The sequence below is a fragment of the Phyllobacterium sp. T2-21 genome (assembly GCF_055378485.1).
The window spans coordinates 3,045,847-3,067,419 of sequence record NZ_AP027912.1; the positions used below are offsets into that span (position 1 = coordinate 3,045,847).

The window sequence follows — 21,573 nt, forward strand, 5'->3', positions numbered from 1 at the left end:
TCACGGAAACACCAGCAAAATCAACGATGGCGCGGATAGAAAAGCCGAAAACCTGCCTTAATTCAGCCTGCGCCGCTCAAACGCCTGTAATTGGCCCGCAGTGTTTTGCGGCCGGGCCGGAGTGCCGCCTGTGTCGCTTTATCGACGGTGGCCTTGGCGATGGCGGCGGGCGACTTGCCGCTCCACACGTCCAGCCAGAAGGTCGCTGCCGAATTGATCACCGACAGCTGCGCCGCGACGACACCGTCCGTCACCGCTGCCATTTTTTCGGACACGGCCCGGGTGGATTCCGGCTTGGAAGACGTCTCCGTCATCCCCTCCAGCATCATCATCGGCAGGCGCATGGCGATGACCATGGATGCCATCTGCATGTCATGAACGGGTGTACGGCGCTTCGTCGGAGATTTCATGCTTTGGACCCTTTTGGTTTGAACGCGGCATCGACCGGTGGTTTTAAACCATTGGCGAGCCGATTGGTTTCATTGGCCATGCCGACAACCGCAAGAAGTTCCATCAGCTGCGGATCCGTCATGCCCTTGGCACGGGCGGAGGCCGTGTGCGACCAGCTGCAATAGTCGCAATTGTTGGTGGCGGAAACGGCGATATAGATCATCTCCTTGACCAGCGGATCGAGCGCACCGGGCGCCATGACTTCCTTCAGGCTCTCCCACGTGCGCTTGAGCAGTTTCGGGTCATTGGCCAGCACCTTCCAGAAATTGTTGATCCAGTCCGTCCCGCGCGTGTGCATGATGTCGTCATAGACCGCCCGCACGGCGGCATCGGCCTGTTCATACTCGATCATCGGAACAATGGTTGGGTCGGTCATCGTGCTTTCCCGTGCGTTGGAGCCTGGCAAACAGCCATCCGGAAACGCCGGATGGCGGGCGGTTGAAACCCAGATTGCGGCGGAAAACCGGGGAAAGTCCATTGGAATTCCTTCACGGGAAAATCCGGCGCTTAGAGCCAGTAAAACCGGGAAAAACCGCACCGCAGTGAATGAATTAATGAAGAAAAATCGCCTAAAGCATTGATCTTTCATCATCCGGCTTGTTACACTACCCCCATGAACATTGTGACATTCGGCTTCACAATAGGTTTTCCCGCGTCGTTATATCGACAGGTGCTGTCGCGATATACCTCATTAATTCAATGAAACCATTGCATTCTGATGCGATAAGGATGCCAAATGGCACATAAGCGAACGACTGGGTAAGGCAGTACCAAGTTAAGATTCGTACCGGGTGAACTGTCAAAACGAGTGGGAGACAAAACTGATGAAGAAGCTGCTTGCTTCAACTTTACTGGCCGCAGGGCTTTTCGGCTTTGCCGGAGCTGCTTCGGCGGCGGGGTGCGGGTCCGTCACCATCGCCAACATGAACTGGCAGTCAGCGGAAGCGCTGGCTAATCTCGACAAGCTTATACTCAGTGTAGGCTATGGCTGCGATGCCGAATTGGTCGCAGGCGATACGGTTCCAACCTTCACGTCGATGATCGAAAAGGGACAGCCCGATATCGCGCCGGAAGGCTGGCTCAACGCCGTCAAGGAACCGCTGGACAAGGCGGTCAAGGAAGGCAAGCTGGTCTATGCCGCGCCTGCCATCACCGAAGGCGGTACGGAAAGCTGGTGGGTACCCAAATACTTTGCCGATGCGCATCCGGATATCAAGACGATCGCCGATGCCATGAAGCACCCCGAACTCTTCCCTTCGCCGGAAGACCCCAAGAAGGGCGCCGTGTTCAACTGCCCGTCGGGCTGGGCGTGCCAGATCACCACCGGCAATTTCTTCAAGGCCTATGAAGCCGAGAAACACGGCTTTACCCTCGTCGATACGGGATCGGCCGCAGGTCTCGATGGCTCGATTGCCAAGGCCTATGAGCGCAAGGAAGCCTGGCTCGGTTATTACTGGGGTCCGACGGCCATTCTCGGCAAGTACCCCATGGTCAAGCTCGACAATGGCGTGCCGTGGGAAGAAAAGGAATGGAAGCGCTGCAACGTCGTTGCCGATTGCCCCGATCCGAAGCCGAACGGCTGGCCGAAGGCGGACATCTACACGATCGTCACCAAGAAATTTGCTGACGCAGCGGGTCCGGCCTTCGAGTACCTGAAGAAGCGCCAGATTTCCAACGAGGAAGCCAACAAGCTCCTCGCCTGGATGGTCGACAATCAGGCAACCGGCGAAGACGGTGCCAAGTATTACCTGAAGAACAACGAAGCCACGTGGTCGAAGTGGGTTTCTCCGGAAGCCGCTGAAAAGATCAAGGCCGCGGTCAAGTAACCGATGGATGCGGCGGAGATCTTCTCCGCCGCATCGCACCATCCCGAATGGGCCGAACGTTGCCGCGTCCGGTCGCGATGGTCATTTAATGACCCACAAAGAAGGGGACGCACCATATGGATTGGTTCTACTCATTCCCGAAAATGAATGACGAGACACTCCGCAATTTGAAAAAAACCATGGATGAGGGCTTCAAGGCCTTCACCCGCAGTTACGGCGATGTGATCGAGTCATTTTTCCAGCCGCTGCAATACTTCCTGATCCAGGCCGAAAAATTCATGACGACGACGCCCTGGCCGATCATGGTCCTGCTGATCGCCGGCATTGCCTGGCTCGCCAGCCGCAACTGGAAGATCGTGGCCGGAACGGTCATCACCCTGCTCCTGATCGGCTATTTCGACATGTGGAGCGATGCGATGAAGACCATCGCGATGATTTTCGTCGGCACCGTCGTCTCGGTCGTCGTCGGCATTCCCATCGGCATCATCATGGCCCGTTCCGACGGTTTCCAGCGCATCGTCAACCCTATCCTTGACGTCATGCAGACCATGCCGAGCTTCGTCTACCTCATTCCGGTGGTCATGCTGCTCGGCATCGGCAAGGTTCCCGGCCTCATCGCCGTGGTGATCTACGCCATTCCGCCGATGATCCGCTTGACCAATCTCGGCATCCGGCTCGTCGACAAGGATGTGCTCGAGGCGGCCGATGCCTTCGGCTCATCGAGCTGGCAACGCCTGAAGAACGTGCAGATCCCCCTCGCCCTGCCCACCATCATGGCCGGCATCAACCAGACGATCATGATGGCGCTCGCCATGGTGGTCATCGCCTCGATGATCGGCGTCCAGGGCCTCGGCCAGCCGGTTCTGCGTTCGGTCAACGGCCAGTTCTTCTCGCTCGGACTTTTCAACGGTCTTGCCATTGTCGGCATTGCCATCATTTTTGACCGCGTCAGCCAGGCCTATGGCATGCGCCTTCAAAAGCACCAGGAGGTGGTTCATGGCTGATCGTTCCGTTCAGGGCGCCGGTATCCAGATCAAGAATCTCTACAAGATTTTCGGCCAGAAACCGGGAGCTTACGTCGATGCCGTCAAGAAAGGCATGACCAAGACCGAGCTCAATGAAAAATACAACCACGTGCTCGGCCTGCGCGATATCAATATCGATATGCCCGCCGGCTGCATCCAGGTGGTCATGGGTCTCTCGGGTTCGGGCAAATCGACGCTGATCCGCCACATCAACCGGCTGATCGATCCGACGGTCGGCGAGGTCATCATCGGCAACGCCGATGTGTGCAAGATGAACCAGAACGACCTGCGCGAGTTTCGCCGCCACAAGACAGCGATGGTTTTCCAGAAGTTTGCGCTGCTTCCCCATCGCACGGTGCTCGACAACACGGTCTATGGCCTGGAAATCCAGGGCCTGAGCCGGGCAAAGCAGGAAGAACAGGCCCGCCGCTGGATCGAACGCGTCGGCCTGAAAGGCTTTGAGGAGAATTATCCCAATCAGCTTTCGGGCGGCATGCAGCAGCGTGTGGGTCTTGCCCGTGCGCTGACCAATGACGCGCCGATCCTGCTCATGGACGAAGCCTTTTCCGCTCTGGATCCGCTGATCCGCATGGACATGCAGTCCGTGCTGCTCGACCTGCAGAAGGAAATCAAGAAGACCGTCGTGTTCATCACCCACGATCTCGACGAAGCGCTGCGGCTCGGCGACCGGATCGCCATCCTGCGCGACGGCGAGGTGGTGCAGCAGGGCACGGGACAGGATATCGTGCTGAAACCTGCCGATGAATATATTTCAAGCTTCGTCAAGGAAGTGAACCGTGGCCGGGTGATCATGGTCGACACCATCTCGACCAAGGGCGACGGTTCGGCCAATGCGGGCGGCGTGACGGTTATGACCGGAACGATCCTCGAGGAAGCGGCCAAGACCATGACCGACGCCAACCAGCAGCACGCAACGGTTGTTGATGAGGCCGGCAAACCGCTCGGCGTCATCAGCATGAACAACCTGATCCAGGCGATGGTCACCCCCATCAGCCATCTGACCCATCAGGCGGCGGAGTAGGCTGGCGGGTAGGTTTTGCCCTCTTGTTCCAGAAGTGGCTGCAGGAATAGTCGTGCGTGGTTCGACAAGCTCACCATGAGGGAATCCAGTGCTCTGCAAAATGCAACCTCCCTCATGGTGAGCCTGTCGAACCACGCACCGCAGTTTTGCCGCCCCAAATAAAAACCACGCCAACTTATCCACGTTCTCCCAACCTCGCTTATCCTTCTCGTGTCCTTTCCGGCGGGAATGCTTCCGGAAACTTTCGAAAGTCGGGAAAGGATCGGCGCTTCGGCTTCACAGGGAGGAAAACCTGTGCGGCCGGGGAGGTTTGGCCCGGTGGTGGACCCATTGGGCAAAAACCTGAAAACGCCGGGGCGGGTGGTCTCCAGGATCGCAAGCATTGCATACCACATACCCCAAGACCCGCGTTCCAGGGACCGCCCGTCTTTCCCACCTTTCAACAGCCAGACGCAATTGCGGGCGTGGCAAGGGAAAAGAGCGTTGCAGAACAATCCTGTGTGGTTCGACAGGCTCACCATGAGGGAAGTCGAGGATTGCAGGGAGCACTATTCTCGCAACTTTTGCGATTGGCATTGCAACCAAACCACCTCCCTCATGGCGAGCCTGTCGAACCACGCACTACGCACTGTAAGCCACGCAACCCGCCCATTTCACCCGTCCGCCACCCATGTCGCTTCTTTTGCGCTCGGCGTCGCTCAGGCCGCGCACGATTGCCCCGTCTCTGGCGATAGTGGCACCATCGCAAGTGAAGGGCATGAGCAATGAGTGAACCGGCAGCAGACATCGAAATCCCCGCAACGGCACGCGATCATGGCCGGCGTGGCGGACGCTCCCGCCCCCGCAGCGTTGAAAGCGGCGCTTTCGACCAGCCGCCGTTCCGGCAGCTGAAAATCCCGTTCACGCCGACCAAGATCATTTCCGACGACGAGCTGGAATCGATCCACAATGCCTCGCTGCGCGTCCTGCAGGAGATCGGCGTCGACGTGCTGCATGACGGTGCGCGCGAGATCATGAAGACGGCAGGCGCCGACGTGCGCCCCGGCTCGCAGCGCGTGCATTTCGACAAGGACATGATTCTTGAATATGTCGGCTATGCGCCGTCGGAATTCACCCTGCATGCCCGCAATCCCGCGCACAATGTGCGCTTCGGCGGCAACAACCTGATTTTCGCGCAGATGGGTTCGGCGCCCAATTGCTCCGATACGGACAATGGCCGGCGCTCCGGCAACCAGGCGGATTTCCGCAACTTCGTCAAACTGGCGCAGATGCACAACATCATCAACACCACGGGCGGTTATCCCGTCGAGCCGATCGACATCCATCCCTCGGTGCGCCACCTCGAATGCATCCGCGATCTCGCGACTCTGTCCGACAAGGCATTCCATATCTATTCGCTCGGCAAGGAACGCAATCTGGATGGTATCGAGATCGCCCGTCTTGCCCGCGGCATCAGCCAGGAGCAGCTGCAGAACGAGGCCTCCTGCTATACCATCATCAACACCAATTCGCCGCTGAAGCTCGACGTGCCGATGATGGAAGGCATCATCCATATGTCGGGCAACGGCCAGATCGTCATCGTCACGCCGTTCACGCTGGCGGGCGCCATGGCGCCGGTGACCATCGCCGGGGCGCTGGTGCAGCAGAATGCCGAAGCACTAGCGGGCATCTCCTTCACCCAGATGGTCAGGAAGGGCGCGCCGGTCGGCTATGGCGGCTTCACCTCCAATGTCGACATGAAATCCGGGGCGCCCGCCTTCGGCACGCCGGAATACATGAAGGCGCAGATGGTCGGCGGCCAGCTTGCCCGCCGCTACAAGATCCCCTACCGCACCTCCAATGTCTGCGCCGCCAATACGGTCGATGCGCAGGCGGCCTATGAATCCGTCTTCTCGCTGTGGGGCGCGATCCAGGGCGGCGGCAATTTCATGCTGCATTCCGCCGGCTGGCTGGAGGGTGGCCTGTGCTGCTCCTACGAAAAGATGATCCTCGATTTCGACCTGCTGCAGATGGTGGCCGAGTTCCTGACCCCGCTCGACCTGTCGGACGACGCGCTCGGCATCGAAGCCATGCGCGATGTCGGCCCCGGCGGCCATTTCTTCGGCACCGCCCACACCCAGTCGCGCTACAAGACGGCCTTCTACGCCCCGATCATTTCCGACTGGCGCAATTACGAGACGTGGCAGGAGGCGGGTTCGCCCACGGCCATCGAACGCGCCAACCGGGTCTGGAAGGAGCGGCTTGCCACCTATGAGAAGCCCGCCATCGACCCGGCCATCGAAGAAGAGATCAATGCCTTCGTTGCCCGGCGCAAGGCCGAGGGCGGCGCGCCGACCGACTTCTGACCGCTGCACCGGACTCAAATTCTCAACACGTTGAATCACATTTCCATACAAGAGGCATAAGTGAATGAAATCGCACGTTAAAGCAGTAGTCATTGGCGGCGGCGTAGTCGGATGTTCGGTCCTTTACCATCTCGCCCGCGCCGGCTGGACCGATGTCCTGCTGATCGAACGCTCGGAGCTGACATCGGGATCGTCCTGGCATGCGGCAGGCGGTTTCCACACGCTGAACGGCGATCCGAACGTCGCCAAGCTGCAGGCCTATACGGTCAGCCTCTACAAGGAAATCGAGGAACTCTCCGGCCAGTCCTGCGGCCTGCACCTGACCGGCGGCGTGATGATGGCCGACAGTCCAGAGCGCATGGACTTCCTGCGCCTTGCCCATGCGCGGGGCCGCTATCTCGGCATGGATACGGAGCTGATCACCCCTTCCGAAGCCAAGGCCATGTTCCCGCTGATGGACGAAACCAATTTCGTCGGCGCCATGTGGGATCCCGTCGAAGGCCACCTCGATCCATCCGGCACCACCCACGCCTATGCCAAGGCCGCCCGCAAGCTGGGCGCCGAGATTTCCCTGCGCAACCGCGTCGTCGAACTGACGCAGGAAGGCGACGGCACCTGGAACGTCGTCACCGAACAGGGAACCGTCAAGGCCGAACATGTGGTCAATTGCGGCGGCCTGTGGGCGCGCGAAGTCGGGCGCATGGTCGGCCTCGAACTGCCGGTTCTGGCGATGGAGCACATGTATCTCCTCACGGAAGACGTTCCGGAAGTGAGGGAGTTCAACCAGTCGACCGGACGCGAACTGATCGGCGTCATGGATTTCAAGGGCGAGATCTACACGCGGCAGGAACGCAACGGCATCCTGCTCGGCACCTATGAGAAGGCGGCCAAGCCGTGGTCGCCGGTCAACACGCCGTGGGATTTCGGCCATGAACTGCTGGCCCCGGATATCGACCGCATCGCCCCCTCCCTCGAAGTCGGTTTCAAGCATTTCCCTGGCATCGAAAAGGCCGGCATCAAGCAGATCATCAACGGCCCCTTCACCTTCGCGCCGGATGGCAATCCGCTCGTCGGCCCCGTTCCAGGCCTGACCAATTACTGGACCGCCTGCGCCGTCATGGCCGGGTTCAGCCAGGGTGGTGGCGTTGGCCTTGCCCTTTCCAACTGGATGGTGCACGGCGAACCCGGCTTCGACGTCTGGGGCATGGATGTCGCGCGCTTCGGCGAATGGGCCACGCTGCGCTATACCAACGCAAAAGTGCGCGAAAACTATTCGCGCCGCTTCTCCATCCGCTTCCCCAACGAGGAACTGCCCGCCGCACGGCCGCAGCAGACCACGCCGCTCTATGACACCATGCTGGCGCAGAACGCCGTCATGGGCGATTCCTGGGGTCTTGAAACCCCGCTCTGGTTCGCACCCAAGGGCACCGAGGCCAAGGACATCGTTTCCTATCACCGCTCCAACGATTTCGAGCATATCGGCAATGAGGTCCGCGCCACGCGTGAGCGGGTCGGCGTCACCGAAATCGCCAACTTCGCCAAATACGAAGTCACCGGCAGCGGGGCTGAAGCCTTCCTGTCGCGCCTGATGACCAACACGATGCCGAAAGCCGGCCGGCTGGTCCTCACCCCCATGCTGAACGAGAAGGGCAAGCTGATCGGCGATTTCACCATCGCCAAGGCAGCCGAAGACCGTTTCCTCATCTGGGGTTCGTCCGCCGCCCAGCGCTATCACATGCGCTGGTTCCAGCGGCACCAGCCGAAAGACGGGTCGGTGCATATCCACCGCTTCGACCAGACGCTGGTCGGCCTGTCCATCGCCGGACCGAAAGCACGCGATCTTCTCGCCAAACTCGTCGATGAGGACGTGTCGAACGCTGCCTTCCGGTTCATGGATTTCCGCGAAATGGCCGTCGGCGGTGCGCCCTGCAAGGTCAACCGCATTTCCTATACCGGCGATCTCGGCTACGAAATCTGGATGGAACCGGCCTATCAGCGGCTGGTCTATACCGCCATCAAGGCAGCGGGCGAAGAATTCGGCATCGTCGATTTCGGCATGCGTGCGCTGCTCTCCATGCGGCTTGAGAAGAACTTCCCGACATGGTTCCGCGAGCTGCGCCCGATCTACGGCGTTTATGAAGGCTCGATGGATCGTTTCATCAAGCTTGGCAAAAACGACTTCATCGGCCGCGAGGCCGCAGCGCAGGAAAAGGCCGAATTCGATGCAGGGACCAGCAGGAAGCTGCGGCGCGTCTCGCTGATCATCGACGTGCCGCATGGCAATGGCGCTGCCGATGTCATGGGCGACGAGCCGATCTGGGCCAGGGTCAGCAAGGATTACGGCGTCGTCGAGGCCGGGCATGGCATCGGCGCACCGCGCTTCAACGATGCGGGCGCGGTCGTGTCCTTCGAGGGTGACAAGGGTGCGGTGCAGGGTGAATGGCGCGTGGTCGGCTGGGTCACGTCGGGTGGCTATGCCCATCATGTCGGCCATTCCATGGCGCAGGGCTATGTGCCCGCCGAGCTTGCCGACAACGAGAATGCCGGGCTGTTCGAGGTCGAGATTTTGGGTCTTCGCCGCGCCGCCCGCATCAACATCGAGCCGCCCTTCGATCCATCCGGTGCCAAAATGCGCGGGTGACCGGATCGCTGGAGAATGTGTGGTGCGTGGTTCGACAAGCTCACCATGAGGGAGGTTGGGGATTGCAACTCACCCAGTTCCCTCATGGTGAGCTTGTCGAACCACGCACGATAGATATGCAATGTGGATCTAAACAGCCACACCCTCAAACGCCGAGACAAAGGGCAGGCCCTTGCGCCTGCCCGTCCAGCCCACGACGATGAGGGCACTGGCGGCCTCATGGTGACGCTGGGCGAGCGCCCAAGACTTGCAATCGATTGCTGCGACGTCGGCACGGCCTGACGCCACCGCCCCGATGGACAGGCGGTGGCCGCCGGTCTCGACAAGCCGCGCGAACAGGTCGAACCCCTCACCCCGCAGCGCCAGGTCGCGCTCGACGGCGAGATAGCCCGACATGGAATCAGGGCTGTTGAAGGCAAGGCGCTTGCCGCGCAGGCGATCCACCGGCAGGACGGGTTCGCCGCCGCGCGGTGCCGCAACCGCCAGCCCCTCGCCCCGGCGCATGACAAGCGCGCTGGAATAGAACGCCTCATCGCCGCCCGCCACGCCGGAATAGTCGTCCTGCCCCGCCACATGCACATGGGCGGCAAGGCCGAGTTCCATCGGTCCCCAGCACGTCTGGGCGAGCAGGAGCGCCGGATGGCGCCACAGCGTCGGCAGATCGAGTTCATCGGGCGGCAGCGTTGCGGGATCGGGCGCAATCACCGCGCCCGAGGCATCGCGGATACCACCGGGAACGGGCGGCAGGTCGCCATTGCGCCGCGTCAGGTAATCCGGCGCGTCGAATCCCGTTGCCCGCAGCCTGTCGCGCAGGACAAGCCACTGCGCATCCACTTCGGCGCGGCGTTCCGGCCAATCATACATCGGCAAAGCTGCAATAGGGATCATGCGGGAATGTTACTCTGTCGGAGGCTCGGCGGGAATAGGCACGCTGGTGCCGCCCTGCAGGGAAATGCCGTGGCGGCGCGGATGGAAAGCCCGGGCCGTTGCCGGTTCGCGCCGCAGCACGGGGTGCGCAACCTCCTCCTTGCTGCGGAAGGCATAGGCGCGCAGGATCTCGAAATAGTTGCGGAAGACGTAGCCGCCATTCATGGCTTTCCACTCTTCACGCTGCTCGCTGTAGAGCTTCGGCAGCTTATACCACGGAACGGTCGGCCGCTTGTGATGGACGAAATGCAGGTTGTTGTTGAGGAACAGCAGCGCCAGCGGCGATTTCTCGACAATGATCGTGCGGCCATCCGGACGCTCGGACCATTGATGCTCGCAATAGGTGCGGATGGCAATGATCGACAACCCCGCATAGGCCGATGTCACGGCATAGAGCCAGAGCGGAATGCCGAACGCCAGCAACAGCGCAACCAGAATGACCAGCCCGGCGGCGTGCGACAACCAGGCATTGCGGACCTTGCGGTCGCCGCCCGAAATCAGCCTGGCCTCGCTGATAAGAAAGCCGATCACCATGAGGACCGGCCCGATGACAACCCGGCCAATGAGCGTATTGTTCCAGCGCAGCAGGGTTTTCAGAGCACCCGGCAGTTTATCCCAGTCGCCCAGTGCCCGGTAATAGCTCTCCGGATCGTCATAGGGATCGGTCAGCCGTTCATCCGCATGGTGCTTCAGGTGCAGATGCTTGTAGCGGCGATAGGGATAGAACAGGCCGAGCGGCAGGGAGACGAGAAGCTCGTTCAGCCAGCCGCTGCGAGTGGGATGTCCGTGCAGGGCTTCGTGCTGCAGTGAGGAGTGAAACGCCACCGCCACCGCCATCAGCGCCAGGGCCGCGAACGGCATGGCGGGATAGAGGTATGCTCCGGCTGCGAACCACAGTCCGTAGCAGACGAGCATCAAGCCAATGGTTGGCCATTCGATGCCGGGGTGTTTGCGTTCCCGGCCGGTTTTGTCAGTTGGTTCTGCTGTATGTGCTTCTGATTCCATGATTTTCATGGTCTCACTGTCCAAAACTGTCAGCAATGATATTATTGTGAGAAACCGTTGATTTTGCGCACCAAATCTTGCATTTGTTGTATTCAGTAAACAAAGAGGCGGAAAAATGGACAAACGCGATCTGTCGCGCCTGTTTCAGGAGCGGATCAGGAGCCTACTCAACCGCAGCGGCGACAACCAGTCATCCTTCGCAGCGGCGGTCGGCATCGACCGCTCCGCCCTCTCCCAGCTCCTGTCCGGCCAGTCCACCCGCCTGCCGCGCGTGGAAACGCTGCTCAACATTGCCGAACGTTATGCCGTGTCGCTGGACTGGCTGCTGGGCCTCAGCCAGGACGAGGGCATCATCGGCGAACTGCGCGCCAGCATGGAGATCGAGGAGGGTGTCGACGGCTTTGAGCGGACGCTGCTGGTGCGCTGGCATGCGGAAGCCTCGGGCAGCAAGATCCGCTACGTCCCGGCCCGCATTCCCGACCTCCTGCGCACCCAGGCGGTGATCGCCTACGAGACATCGCTGGTGCACCGCGACCCCGTCACCCAGATCGCCGAAACCGCGTTCCGGCTGGACTACAACCGCCAGCCCGGCACGGACATGGAAGTATGCATGCCCTACCAGACCCTGCGCGATTTCGCCAAGGGCGGCGGCATCTGGGGCGACCTGTCCCGCGATATCCGGGAAGAACAGCTGCAACGGATGAGCGTCCTGATCGACGAGCTCTACCCGTCCTTCCGGCTCTATCTGTTCGACGGGCGCGAGCGCTTCTCCGTGCCCTACACGGTCTTCGGCCCGTACCGCGCCGCGATCTTCGTCGGCGAGATGTATCTTGTCCTCAACACCACGGAAGCGGTCTTGACCATGCAGCGGCATTTCGACGGGCTGATCCGTGTGGCAAAGATCAACGCGCACGAGGTCGCCGCCTATATTTCCACGCTCAAGGCCGAATGATGCGGCAGCACTTGTCGCAAATGAAGATTGACCACATATAAAGACTTCCTTATATCGTTATCTAAATAGCACCGTAGGAACGCGCCATGACCACAGCCAATCCGCTTGCCGAACTTCTTGCTGAAAAAGGTGTCCTTCTGGCTGATGGCGCGACGGGCACGAACCTGTTCGCATCGGGTCTTGAGGCTGGTGAAGCCCCGGAACTGTGGAATGAAGCCCAGCCGGAAAAGATTCTTGCCCTGCATCAGGGCTTTGTCGATGCCGGGGCTGACATCATCCTCACCAATTCCTTCGGCGGCACGCGGCATCGCCTGAAACTGCATCACGCGCAGGACCGTGTGTTCGAGCTGAACAAGAAGGCCGCCGAACTCGCGCGCGCCGTCGCCGACAAGGCCGGGCGCAAGGTGATCGTCGCCGGATCGGTCGGACCGACGGGCGAGCTGCTGGTGCCGCTTGGCGCACTGACCGAAGAGGACGCCGTTGCCGCCTTCACCGAACAGCTGGAAGGCCTGAAGGCCGGCGGCGTCGATGTCGCCTGGATCGAAACAATGTCCGCACCCGGCGAAATCCGTGCCGCTGCAGAAGCGGCCGTCAAGGTCGGCCTGCCCTATGTCTATACCGGCTCGTTCGATACGGCGGGGAAGACCATGATGGGCCTGCCGCCGAAGGATATTCACGCCGTCGTCGATGGACTTGCCGCGCGCCCTGTCGCCGTCGGCGCCAATTGCGGTGTCGGCGCCTCGGATATTCTCGCGTCGCTGCTCGACATGTCGGAGGCCGATCCGCAGGCCACCATCGTCATCAAGGGCAATTGCGGCATTCCGGAATTCCGCGGCGCGGAGATTTTCTATTCCGGCACGCCGGAGCTCATGGCCGATTATGCCCATATGGCAATTGACGGCGGCGCAAAAATCATCGGCGGCTGCTGCGGCACCTCGTTCGTGCATCTGGCCGCCATGCGCAAGGCGCTCGACAGCCATGTCAGCGGCATCAGGCCGACGGTAGAGACCATCATCGAAACCATCGGGCCGATGCGCAACAAGCTTTCCGCCCATGCCGATGACCTGCCCAAGCGCGAGCGCCGCGGCCGCCGGGGCTGAAATCGCGCCCTTTGAGGCAATGTCGTGATGCGTGGTTCGACAAGCTCACCATGAGGGGAGTGGTTTGGTTGCAGCCCACAAGCTCCCTCATGGTGAGCTTGTCGAACCACGCACGATGATCCTGCAATCCTTCGAGACAAGAATGGCCGGGAATTCCCGGCCATTCGCTTTTCAACAATACAACAAACCTATTTCTTAGCTTCCAGCGCATCGGCCAGCCGCACCAGCGACAGGAACTCGCTGCGATAGCCGAAGGCGTCATCGCCGCGCGATCCCGCGCCGAGCCTGGCGATATCGGCATAGCTGTAGGCCGCCAGGCTATCCGTCCCGCGCAGCTTCTGACCGAAGGCCGCAACAGCCGTCGAAAACCGCACATCGTCCGATGCGGCTGCCGAAACCTCATTGGCCTTGGTCACAGGCGTCGTGATCAGCTTGCTGACGTCCTCGTTCGGCAGCTTGTAGCGGATCTTGAAGAACGCGTATTCATCAGACCCTGTCTTGGCATCAGAAGACACTGCATTCGGCTTGGCGTAGCGCAGGTCGTCGGTCAGCACTGCCGGACTGTTCTTCGGCGTGATCTCGTAGATGGCCGTCACCGTATGCCCCGAGCCGATTTCACCGGCATCGATGCGGTCATTGTTGAAATCCTCGCGCTTGAGGGCACGGGTTTCGTAGCCGATCAGCCGGTATTCCGCCACCACAGCCGGATTGAACTCGACCTGGATTTTCACATCCTTGGCGATCGGAAACAGCGTCGAGGTTGCTTCCTGCACCAGCGTCTTTTCCGCTTCGGCCAGCGTATCGATATAGGCGGCGGTGCCGTTGCCGTTCTGCGCCAGGACCTGCATCATCTGATCGTTGTAATTGCCCTCGCCGAACCCGAAGACCGACAGGAACACGCCGGATTTGCGCTCATCCTCGATCAGTGTCTTCAGCTCGTCGTCGCTGGACTGGCCGACATTGAAATCGCCGTCGGTGGCCAGCATCACGCGGTTGACGCCGTCCTTGACGAAACTGGCCTTGGCGAGGCGATAAGCCTCCTTGATACCCGCTTCGCCCGCTGTCGATCCGCCCGCCTCCAGGCGGTTCAATGCGTCAAAGATTTTTGCCTTGTCCTTTACCTCTGTCGGCTCCAGCACTGTTCCGGCATTGCCCGCATAAGTCACGATGGACACCTTGTCCTTGGGATCGAGCTTGCCCACCAGCATGTGGAAGGCGGATTTCAGCAGCGGCAGCTTGTCCGGCTCGTCCATCGATCCCGAAACATCGATCAGGAACACCAGGTTGGCGCGCGGCTTTTCCGCCGGGACGACATCATAGCCCTTGATGCCGATATGCATCAGCTTGGTGTTCTGGTTCCACGGGGTCGGCGTCACGGTGATCGTGGTGTTGAACGGCGTCTCGCGGCGATGCGGCCCTTTCCAGTCATAGGGGAAATAATTGATCATCTCCTCGACACGCACGCTGTCGGGATCGGGCAAGGCACCGTCCTTCAGCGAACGGCGCACCATGGCGTAGGATGCCGTGTCCACGTCGATCGAGAATGTCGACACCGGATCATCGGCCACGCGCTTGACCGGATTGGTGTCGAACCGCTGGACCCGGTCGCCCGAGGGTTGCTGCGGGGCAATACTGTCCTGCGCCATTTCCACGGCGGGCGCGGGCATGGGAGCCATCACCACCGGCTTTTCGGCGGCCGGACCTGCCTGCCCGACGATTTTCGAACTGCTGAGTGCCTCGATCTGGCTGGCAAGCGGCGCCTGCTTGACGGCTGGCTGGCTCGGTGCCGCCGATTCGACCCTTGGCAGGGGTTGCGGCTGCACGGGTTTCGGCTCGTCGACCTGCGGCGGCTGCGCCTCTATCGTGACGGGAGCCTGCTGATCCCCCACCAGCATGCGCGGGTCGTGCATCATATTCCAGGAGATATAACCCGCGACCGGCAGGATCAGCAGGCCGCCGAGGGCCGATGTCGTCAGCAGCAATTTCTTTTCCATCGTTTCACTCCACAATTGGGTTGCGATGGAACTGAGACGCCGGACGAATCCGCTTCCTTGGGTCTGCACTGCGGTTTTTTTTGCATCGGCATTGTCGAACGCCTGCATGGCCGCCTGCAGGGCGGCGCGCCTGGCTGCATCGGCAGGCGGTGGCGGCATCATGCGGCCGAGCTCGTTCAGGTCTTGATCGTCGGTCATGTCAAAGGCCCTCCGGCGCGCGCAGGATGCGCTTCAGCCGTTTCTTGGCATCGTGGATGTGCCACGAGACCGTGGCTTCGGCGCAATCGAGCACTTCGGCTGCGTGCGCATGATTCAAGCCCTCCCCATAGACCAGCAGGACGGCATCCGCGGTCTTATCAGGCAATGTCTTGACCGCCGCCCACAGGGCGGTCACGTCATCTTCCCCGGCATCGGGAGGCGGAGCGTCACTCAGCAATTCGCGGTGATAGGCCTCGGCCTTGCGCTTTTCGCGCGCATGGCGGCGAAGGTGATCACGCGCGGCATTCAGTGTCATCCGGTAGAGCCAGGTGCGCAGCAGCCCCTCGCCGCGCCATTGCCGGATGGCGCTGCCGAGCTTGATGCAGACATCCTGTGCGATATCCTCCGCATCGTTGCGGTTGCCCGACCAGCGCCAGGCGATGCGGTGGATGAAATCGTAGTTCTGCTCGATCAGGAGCCCGAATGCGCTGCGGTTCCCTGCCCGCGCCTGCGCCACAAGGGTTGAACTATCCGCCGTGTCATCCGTCAATCCGGAAATATCCAAAATGCCTGTCACCCTGTTCATCGCAGCTTTGACGATGCGACGGCGTCAATCCTTGGGTGAAAAAATGCAATCAATCAAAATATTTTTTGGCCGACGTCAGGCCGCGGCAAATGCCGCCATGTGAAAGCGCTGCTGGTCCGCCGTATAGGCGTGTTCACGGCCCACAGGACAGGCCAGCCGGGCAAGACACCCGCCATCCATGCAAAGCGCGCCTTCCGGCACTGCCAGATGACTGCGGCAGCGGTCCACAGCGAAGTGCGCACCGTCGAAAGCATCGACCGGACAGGCGTGCAGGCAGGGCTTTTCGATGCAGGTATCGCAGGGATGGCTGTTCAACGGGACAGCGGGAAAACCGATTGCCCTGTCAAACAGCAGCGCACCGCGAAACGCCTGCCAGAGCCCATATTCGGGATGGATCAGCAGCCCCAGCGGCGAGGCAGACAGGCCTTCCGCCCGCTTCGCCCATTGCTGGAAGGGCAGATAAGGCCTGTCCGACGGAAACACCGCCTGCCCGTCCAGTTCGACCGCAACATGGGTCAGCGCCGCCTTGGACCATGCATCCAACGGATCGGGCTGATCGCTGTGCAACTGCCGCCACCGGGTAAAATGCGGCCAGATCGATGAACCGAAATGGCCGATGAGCACCACGCTGCGGGCTGCAGCACCGCCGTGCAGGCCGGGCGCCGCCTCATCGGGTCCAAACACGAAACCGCCGCGCGGAACGAGACCATGCGGTTCCAGCGCGGCGGTGATCTGGTCAAGGAACGGATCGGCAAAGATCATCCGGGGCCCGGACCTTTGACAGCAGAGGCCCAGACTTCCTGATGGATCAGATTGGCCACTTTAGCCCGGCCGTCCTCGGGCTTCTTTCAGGTGAATGCGTCGGGCATCGACGCCTTCTTCTTGGCGATGAATTCCTTCAGCGATTCGTCGATGGCCGGATCGAGATAAGGCGCCTCGTAGCTTTCAAGCCAGCGCCGTGCCAGCTCGTTGCCGCGCTGGTCGGCACGTTTTTCGCCTTCGGCCAGCCATTGCTCGTAGGAATTGTTGTCGGCAATGTTCGAGCGGTAGAACGCCGTCTGGAAATTCGCCTGCGTGTGGTCGCAGCCGAGATAATGGCTGCCCGGGCCCACCTGGCGGATCGCGTCCATGGCCTGGCCGTTCTCCGAGAGGTCGACGCCTTCGGCAAATTTCTGCGCCATGCCGAGCTGATCGATGTCCATCATGAACTTTTCATAGGAGGACACGAGACCGCCCTCAAGCCAGCCGGCCGAATGCAGCACGAAATTCGTCCCGGCCAGCAGTGTCGAGTTCAGCGTATTGGCGCTTTCATAGGCCGCCTGCGCATCGGAAACCTTCGAGGCGCAAAGCGAACCGCCGGTACGGAACGGCAGTCCGAGACGCCGCGCCAGCTGTGCCGCGCCGTAGGAGACGAGCGAAGGTTCCGGCGTGCCGAATGTCGGCGCCCCCGACTGCATCGAGATCGACGAGGCAAAGGTGCCGAAAATCACCGGAGCGCCGGGGCGGATCAGCTGGGTGAAGGACGCACCGGCCAGCACCTCCGCCAGAACCTGCGTCAGCGTGCCGGCGACGGTCACCGGGCTCATCGCACCGGCGAGAATGAACGGCGTGACGATGCAGGCCTGGTTGTTGCGGGCATAGACCTTCAGCGCGCCGACCATCGTCTCGTCGAAGACCATTGGCGAATTCGCATTGATCAGGCTGGTCAGGACCGTGTTCTGGTCGAGATAGTCCTCGCCGAACACCAGCTTGCACATGGCAATCGTGTCTTCCGCGCGCTCAGGCGCGGTGACCGAGCCCATGAACGGCTTGTCGGAATATTTGATGTGCGCATAGATCATGTCGAGATGGCGCTTGTTGACGGGCACATCCACCGGCTCGCACACGGTTCCGCCGGAATGGTGGATCGACGGCGCCATATAGGCAAGCTTCACGAAATTATTGAAGTCCTCGATGGTCGCGTAGCGGCGGTTGCCGTCGAGATCGCGCACGAAGGGCGGACCGTAGACCGGTGCGAACACCGTGGCCTTGCCACCGATCTGTACGGACCGTTCGGGATTGCGCGCATACTGCGTGTAGACCGACGGCGCGGTTTTCAAAAGCGACCGGGGAAGCCCCTTGGGGAAATGCACCCGCTCGCCTTTGACATCGGCACCGGCTTCGCGCCAGAGCTGCAGGGCTTCCGCATCGTCGCGGAACTCGATGCCGACTTCTTCAAGCACGGTATCGGCATTGGCTTCGATCAGCGCCAGCCCTTCCTCATCCAGCACTTCATATTCGCGAATCTTGCGCGTGATAAAGGTGAGCGACTTGCCCGGGCCGCCGCCGGAACGGGCGGCACGGCGTGCAGCAGCGCCTGCACCGGCACCGCGCCCGCGGCGTCCGCCGCTTTCTGCAGTGTCCACGGGTGCGTCGGCTGGCGTTTCCTGATTCATTTTCTCTCTCCAGGCGCTTGATGCGCGGATTGGTTCTTCGGTCATGACCTCAACACCCAAATCCTACCCGCGACACATATCGGGGCGTTCCCGTGTGCGTCAAACAATGGCGCATGGAAGACAAACAGACAGTCGTTTTCGTCATTTACGAGGTCGCATTTAAGCAATGCGTTTTCAGCAACTTGCCCGATATGTTAAGGGAATGCCAGTACCGGTACAAAGCTGTGCATAACGCTTGAGAGGAAGAACACCCATGGCCGACGATGAAATCATTCTTTCGGAGCTTTCGGACGACGAACTCGTCGAACAAATGCACGACGATCTGTACGACGGATTGAAGGAAGAAATCGAGGAAGGCACCAATATCCTGCTCGAGCGCGGCTGGGTCCCCTACAGGGTTTTGACCGAAGCGCTCGTCGAAGGCATGCGCATCGTCGGCGAGGATTTCCGCGACGGCATCCTCTTCGTGCCGGAAGTCCTGTTGTCGGCCAATGCGATGAAAGCCGGCATGTTCATCCTGCGCCCTCTCCTTGCCGCCACCGGCGCGCCGAAACAGGGCAAGCTCGTCATCGGCACCGTCAAAGGCGACATCCACGACATCGGCAAGAATCTCGTCGGCATGATGATGGAAGGCGCGGGCTTCGACGTCATTGACCTTGGCATCAACAACCCGGTCGAGAACTATCTCGCCGCCATCGAAGAGCACAAGCCCGACATTCTCGGCATGTCCGCCCTGCTGACGACGACGATGCCCTACATGAAGGTCGTCATCGACACGATGAAGGAAAAGGGCATTCGCGACGATTACGTCGTGCTGGTCGGCGGTGCTCCGCTCAACGAGGAATTCGGCAAGGCCGTCGGTGCCGACGCCTATTGCCGCGATGCGGCCGTCGCGGTGGAAACCGCCAAGGACTACATGAAGCGCAAGCACAATCAGATGTCCGGCGCCTGAACCGGAACAAAACGGCCGCATCCAAATGCGGCCGTTTTTCAAACATAATATGGGTTTGCTGAAATCGGCCTTCTCAGACCTGGGGATCAGTTGGCAGCTTTTACAACCCTGTGACCAGCGGACTGGGTCGCATTCACGGTATTGGCTGTATCTGCACCCATGCCGCGGATGGTGTTGGCGCAGCCGGCAAGAGCGACGACAGCAAGAACAGCGGCAATTGGTACAACGCGTGATAGTTTCATGGACAGGGTCTCCCGTTCTGATAGAATTTAATCAACGTTCGCATAACGCGATGGAGCGAAATCAGTTCCATGGATATAAGCCGGAACTCGAATAATACGCCGGAAAAGGTCCGGGTGATCGCCTGTGGTATGATTGCCCGCGAAATACTGGCCATCCGGGAGCAATTCGGCCTCGATCATATCGAACTGAAATGCCTGCCCGCCGTTTATCACCATTACCCCCAGAAAATCGCCCCATCGGTTGACCGGGCCATTGTACGGGCCAAGGCTGAAGGCATCAAGCGTATCTTCGTCGGCTATGCCGATTGCGGCACCGGCGGCCTGCTCGATCAGGTCTGCGCGAAGCATGGTGTGGAGCGAATCGAGGGGCCGCACTGCTTCTCGTTCTATGTCGGCAACGAGGCCTTTGCCTCCCGATGGGAGGACGACATGACGTCGTTCTTCATGACCGACTTCCTTGCCCGGCATTTCCAGGCCTTCATGGTCAAGCCGCTTGGCCTCGACCGGCATCCGGAACTGCGCGACATGTATTTCGGCAATTACACCAAGATGATCTACCTCGCCCAGACCGACGACCCCAAACTCGATGCCAATGCGGAACGGGCGGCGGAATTTCTCGGCCTCGCCTATGAGCGGCGCTTTACCGCCTTTGGCGATCTGGTCCCCGCCCTGACACGGGCGGCGGCGCCCGCCGCGCCTTGACGCTTTCCTTTCTGTCCCCAAATCGGCATGTTGCCTCCAACGGAATCGAATACAAAGGACAGTTCCATGGTGTCTCGAAGCCTTTTTGCCGTCATGATCGGCCTGAGCATGCTGACTGCCGCCCATGCGGATGGCGCAATCACCAGGATCATCACCGCGTCTGACAGCAAGCGTCTCGAACAGTACGAGCAGACAAAGGCCAAGGCCCTGACGCAGGCCAGGGCGAGCGGGACTGCGGCGGATGTGCGCCTGGTCGATGACCTCTTGAAGCGGCCCGGCCTGCCGTTCAGCCAGGATTTCGACATGACCGGCAACTGGCAGTGCCGGACAATCAAGCTTGGTGGCATGGCCCCGGCACTCGTTGTCTATGGCTGGTTCAAGTGCAGGGTCACCGACGACGGCTCGGGCTGGGCGCTGGAAAAGGTGACGGGCTCGCAGCGCACCAAGGGCCGGTTCTACACCGAAAGCGACACGCGCCTGACCTATCTCGGCACCGGCTATGTCGCGGATCAGAAACCGGTGAAATACGGCGCAGGTCCGAAAACCGACGAAGCCGGTTATGCCTACCGCACAGGCAAGAACGCCTTCCGCATCGAATTCCCGGCACCCTATTACGAATCCGTGCTCAACATCATGGAATTCAAGCGCTGAAGGCGACGCGTGATTGCAATGTCACCCCGGCCATTCATGGGGGACCGGGGTTGAAGACAGATATCCCGCTAAAATCCCTGTCGCAAAAGCAACAATGGTGCACGTCGCATTTGAGGGCGCGCACGTCGTGAGATAGCAAGCTTAACCCCTGATTTTCCGGCAAAACGGTCCTCGTTGGAGGATAAAGTGCATGGCCGATCTCATTGTCGTTTATTGGCGGGACATTCCTGCTCAGGTGACCGTCAAAAAGGGACGCCAGGCCGCAAAACGTGAACTTCCTCTTCGATTTACTGAGGCCATCGACATGTGTGCGATGCGCATAGGCGCCCGGGATTCGGACGCCTATCTGGCAGAATGGCGCCGGGGAACACCGGTGCCGGTGAGTGACGATCTGGACGCGGAGGCTGATGCAGCCCTCGCCCGTATCGACAGCGAATATCATCGGGAGCGCCTTGTAGCGCTGGTAAAGGCAGGCGGACATGACAATTCATGAATTGAAA

Annotated in this window: 20 protein-coding genes; 11 read left to right on the forward strand and 9 right to left on the reverse strand. The window is 60.6% G+C overall.

What is annotated here, in order from left to right:
• Positions 1-62: 62 nt before the first annotated feature.
• Together ACZ5FP_RS15285 and ACZ5FP_RS15290 are read right to left on the reverse strand one after the other, a co-directional pair.
• Complete coding sequence (locus ACZ5FP_RS15285; protein ID WP_464661155.1) at positions 63-410, reverse strand: hypothetical protein; 348 nt, start codon at positions 408-410, stop codon at positions 63-65.
• Positions 407-826, reverse strand: coding sequence for a carboxymuconolactone decarboxylase family protein (locus ACZ5FP_RS15290; protein ID WP_464661157.1), 420 nt, complete (start codon positions 824-826; stop codon positions 407-409). Before ACZ5FP_RS15290 ends, ACZ5FP_RS15285 begins: the two co-directional genes overlap by 4 nt.
• A 448-nt stretch (positions 827-1,274) precedes the next feature.
• Here ACZ5FP_RS15290 and ACZ5FP_RS15295 point away from each other — a divergent pair, with 448 nt between their 5' ends.
• From ACZ5FP_RS15295 to ACZ5FP_RS15315, 5 genes are all read left to right on the forward strand, one after another.
• A complete protein-coding gene (locus ACZ5FP_RS15295; RefSeq protein WP_464661158.1) occupies positions 1,275-2,276 on the forward strand; it encodes an ABC transporter substrate-binding protein in 1,002 nt (333 codons plus the stop codon).
• Positions 2,277-2,392: 116 nt separating this feature from the next.
• Positions 2,393-3,280 (forward strand): ABC transporter permease, encoded by an 888-nt coding sequence (locus tag ACZ5FP_RS15300; protein ID WP_223612836.1) that lies wholly within the window; start codon positions 2,393-2,395, stop codon positions 3,278-3,280.
• Positions 3,273-4,343 (forward strand): quaternary amine ABC transporter ATP-binding protein, encoded by a 1,071-nt coding sequence (locus tag ACZ5FP_RS15305; RefSeq protein ID WP_346307457.1) that lies wholly within the window; start codon positions 3,273-3,275, stop codon positions 4,341-4,343. Before ACZ5FP_RS15300 ends, ACZ5FP_RS15305 begins: the two co-directional genes overlap by 8 nt.
• A 764-nt stretch (positions 4,344-5,107) precedes the next feature.
• Positions 5,108-6,688 carry a trimethylamine methyltransferase family protein gene (locus ACZ5FP_RS15310; RefSeq protein WP_464661161.1) on the forward strand — a complete coding sequence of 527 codons (1,581 nt, stop codon included), beginning with the start codon at positions 5,108-5,110 and terminating at the stop codon, positions 6,686-6,688.
• A gap of 64 nt (positions 6,689-6,752) precedes the next feature.
• Complete coding sequence (locus ACZ5FP_RS15315) at positions 6,753-9,329, forward strand: GcvT family protein (RefSeq protein WP_464661163.1); 2,577 nt, start codon at positions 6,753-6,755, stop codon at positions 9,327-9,329.
• A gap of 129 nt (positions 9,330-9,458) precedes the next feature.
• On the opposite strand, the gene ACZ5FP_RS15320 is transcribed toward ACZ5FP_RS15315, so the two are convergent.
• Together ACZ5FP_RS15320 and ACZ5FP_RS15325 are read right to left on the reverse strand one after the other, a co-directional pair.
• A complete protein-coding gene (locus ACZ5FP_RS15320) occupies positions 9,459-10,217 on the reverse strand; it encodes a phosphate/phosphite/phosphonate ABC transporter substrate-binding protein (protein WP_464661165.1) in 759 nt (252 codons plus the stop codon).
• Positions 10,218-10,226: 9 nt separating this feature from the next.
• Positions 10,227-11,261: a fatty acid desaturase gene (locus ACZ5FP_RS15325; RefSeq protein WP_464663303.1), complete on the reverse strand. Its 1,035-nt coding sequence runs from the start codon at positions 11,259-11,261 to the stop codon at positions 10,227-10,229.
• A gap of 115 nt (positions 11,262-11,376) precedes the next feature.
• Between ACZ5FP_RS15325 and ACZ5FP_RS15330 the strand changes: the two genes are divergently transcribed.
• Together ACZ5FP_RS15330 and bmt are read left to right on the forward strand one after the other, a co-directional pair.
• Entirely contained in the window at positions 11,377-12,213 is an 837-nt protein-coding gene (locus tag ACZ5FP_RS15330; RefSeq protein WP_464661166.1) for a helix-turn-helix domain-containing protein, read from the forward strand.
• An 86-nt stretch (positions 12,214-12,299) separates the two neighbouring features.
• The gene (gene bmt / locus ACZ5FP_RS15335; RefSeq protein WP_464661167.1) at positions 12,300-13,313 is read left to right on the forward strand and encodes a betaine--homocysteine S-methyltransferase; all 1,014 of its coding nucleotides are present in this window, start codon (positions 12,300-12,302) and stop codon (positions 13,311-13,313) included.
• Positions 13,314-13,501: 188 nt separating this feature from the next.
• On the opposite strand, the gene ACZ5FP_RS15340 is transcribed toward bmt, so the two are convergent.
• The 4 genes from ACZ5FP_RS15340 to ACZ5FP_RS15355 all read right to left on the reverse strand — a co-directional run bounded on the left by ACZ5FP_RS15340 (position 13,502) and on the right by ACZ5FP_RS15355 (position 18,526).
• Entirely contained in the window at positions 13,502-15,505 is a 2,004-nt protein-coding gene (locus ACZ5FP_RS15340) for a YfbK domain-containing protein (RefSeq protein ID WP_464661168.1), read from the reverse strand.
• Between the two features lies 1 nt (position 15,506).
• The gene (locus ACZ5FP_RS15345) at positions 15,507-16,055 is read right to left on the reverse strand and encodes an RNA polymerase sigma factor (RefSeq protein WP_464661169.1); all 549 of its coding nucleotides are present in this window, start codon (positions 16,053-16,055) and stop codon (positions 15,507-15,509) included.
• Between the two features lie 111 nt (positions 16,056-16,166).
• Complete coding sequence (locus ACZ5FP_RS15350; RefSeq protein ID WP_464661170.1) at positions 16,167-16,853, reverse strand: hypothetical protein; 687 nt, start codon at positions 16,851-16,853, stop codon at positions 16,167-16,169.
• Between the two features lie 86 nt (positions 16,854-16,939).
• Positions 16,940-18,526, reverse strand: a complete 1,587-nt coding sequence (locus ACZ5FP_RS15355; protein ID WP_346306714.1) for a trimethylamine methyltransferase family protein — start codon at positions 18,524-18,526, stop codon at positions 16,940-16,942.
• Positions 18,527-18,779: 253 nt separating this feature from the next.
• Between ACZ5FP_RS15355 and ACZ5FP_RS15360 the strand changes: the two genes are divergently transcribed.
• Positions 18,780-19,478 carry a corrinoid protein gene (locus ACZ5FP_RS15360; RefSeq protein ID WP_091877729.1) on the forward strand — a complete coding sequence of 233 codons (699 nt, stop codon included), beginning with the start codon at positions 18,780-18,782 and terminating at the stop codon, positions 19,476-19,478.
• An 86-nt stretch (positions 19,479-19,564) separates the two neighbouring features.
• Here ACZ5FP_RS15360 and ACZ5FP_RS15365 read toward each other — a convergent pair whose 3' ends face one another.
• Positions 19,565-19,720, reverse strand: a complete 156-nt coding sequence (locus tag ACZ5FP_RS15365; RefSeq protein ID WP_223612824.1) for an entericidin domain-containing protein — start codon at positions 19,718-19,720, stop codon at positions 19,565-19,567.
• Between the two features lie 69 nt (positions 19,721-19,789).
• Between ACZ5FP_RS15365 and ACZ5FP_RS15370 the strand changes: the two genes are divergently transcribed.
• The 3 genes from ACZ5FP_RS15370 to ACZ5FP_RS15380 all read left to right on the forward strand — a co-directional run bounded on the left by ACZ5FP_RS15370 (position 19,790) and on the right by ACZ5FP_RS15380 (position 21,566).
• Positions 19,790-20,422: a DUF1638 domain-containing protein gene (locus ACZ5FP_RS15370; RefSeq protein ID WP_464661171.1), complete on the forward strand. Its 633-nt coding sequence runs from the start codon at positions 19,790-19,792 to the stop codon at positions 20,420-20,422.
• Positions 20,423-20,488: 66 nt separating this feature from the next.
• Positions 20,489-21,073, forward strand: coding sequence for a DUF4893 domain-containing protein (locus tag ACZ5FP_RS15375; protein ID WP_464661172.1), 585 nt, complete (start codon positions 20,489-20,491; stop codon positions 21,071-21,073).
• A 190-nt stretch (positions 21,074-21,263) separates the two neighbouring features.
• Positions 21,264-21,566, forward strand: coding sequence for a virulence factor (locus ACZ5FP_RS15380; protein ID WP_091877734.1), 303 nt, complete (start codon positions 21,264-21,266; stop codon positions 21,564-21,566).
• Positions 21,567-21,573 lie beyond the last annotated feature (7 nt).

Coding starts and splice junctions, on each gene's coding strand:
- ACZ5FP_RS15285 (WP_464661155.1), bottom strand. CDS start 410: ATGAAATCTCCGACGAAGCGCCGTACACCCGTTCATGACATGCAGATG.
- ACZ5FP_RS15290 (WP_464661157.1), bottom strand. CDS start 826: ATGACCGACCCAACCATTGTTCCGATGATCGAGTATGAACAGGCCGAT.
- ACZ5FP_RS15295 (WP_464661158.1), top strand. CDS start 1,275: ATGAAGAAGCTGCTTGCTTCAACTTTACTGGCCGCAGGGCTTTTCGGC.
- ACZ5FP_RS15300 (WP_223612836.1), top strand. CDS start 2,393: ATGGATTGGTTCTACTCATTCCCGAAAATGAATGACGAGACACTCCGC.
- ACZ5FP_RS15305 (WP_346307457.1), top strand. CDS start 3,273: ATGGCTGATCGTTCCGTTCAGGGCGCCGGTATCCAGATCAAGAATCTC.
- ACZ5FP_RS15310 (WP_464661161.1), top strand. CDS start 5,108: ATGAGTGAACCGGCAGCAGACATCGAAATCCCCGCAACGGCACGCGAT.
- ACZ5FP_RS15315 (WP_464661163.1), top strand. CDS start 6,753: ATGAAATCGCACGTTAAAGCAGTAGTCATTGGCGGCGGCGTAGTCGGA.
- ACZ5FP_RS15320 (WP_464661165.1), bottom strand. CDS start 10,217: ATGATCCCTATTGCAGCTTTGCCGATGTATGATTGGCCGGAACGCCGC.
- ACZ5FP_RS15325 (WP_464663303.1), bottom strand. CDS start 11,261: ATGGAATCAGAAGCACATACAGCAGAACCAACTGACAAAACCGGCCGG.
- ACZ5FP_RS15330 (WP_464661166.1), top strand. CDS start 11,377: ATGGACAAACGCGATCTGTCGCGCCTGTTTCAGGAGCGGATCAGGAGC.
- bmt (WP_464661167.1), top strand. CDS start 12,300: ATGACCACAGCCAATCCGCTTGCCGAACTTCTTGCTGAAAAAGGTGTC.
- ACZ5FP_RS15340 (WP_464661168.1), bottom strand. CDS start 15,505: ATGACCGACGATCAAGACCTGAACGAGCTCGGCCGCATGATGCCGCCA.
- ACZ5FP_RS15350 (WP_464661170.1), bottom strand. CDS start 16,853: ATGATCTTTGCCGATCCGTTCCTTGACCAGATCACCGCCGCGCTGGAA.
- ACZ5FP_RS15355 (WP_346306714.1), bottom strand. CDS start 18,526: ATGAATCAGGAAACGCCAGCCGACGCACCCGTGGACACTGCAGAAAGC.
- ACZ5FP_RS15360 (WP_091877729.1), top strand. CDS start 18,780: ATGGCCGACGATGAAATCATTCTTTCGGAGCTTTCGGACGACGAACTC.
- ACZ5FP_RS15365 (WP_223612824.1), bottom strand. CDS start 19,720: ATGAAACTATCACGCGTTGTACCAATTGCCGCTGTTCTTGCTGTCGTC.
- ACZ5FP_RS15370 (WP_464661171.1), top strand. CDS start 19,790: ATGGATATAAGCCGGAACTCGAATAATACGCCGGAAAAGGTCCGGGTG.
- ACZ5FP_RS15375 (WP_464661172.1), top strand. CDS start 20,489: ATGGTGTCTCGAAGCCTTTTTGCCGTCATGATCGGCCTGAGCATGCTG.
- ACZ5FP_RS15380 (WP_091877734.1), top strand. CDS start 21,264: ATGGCCGATCTCATTGTCGTTTATTGGCGGGACATTCCTGCTCAGGTG.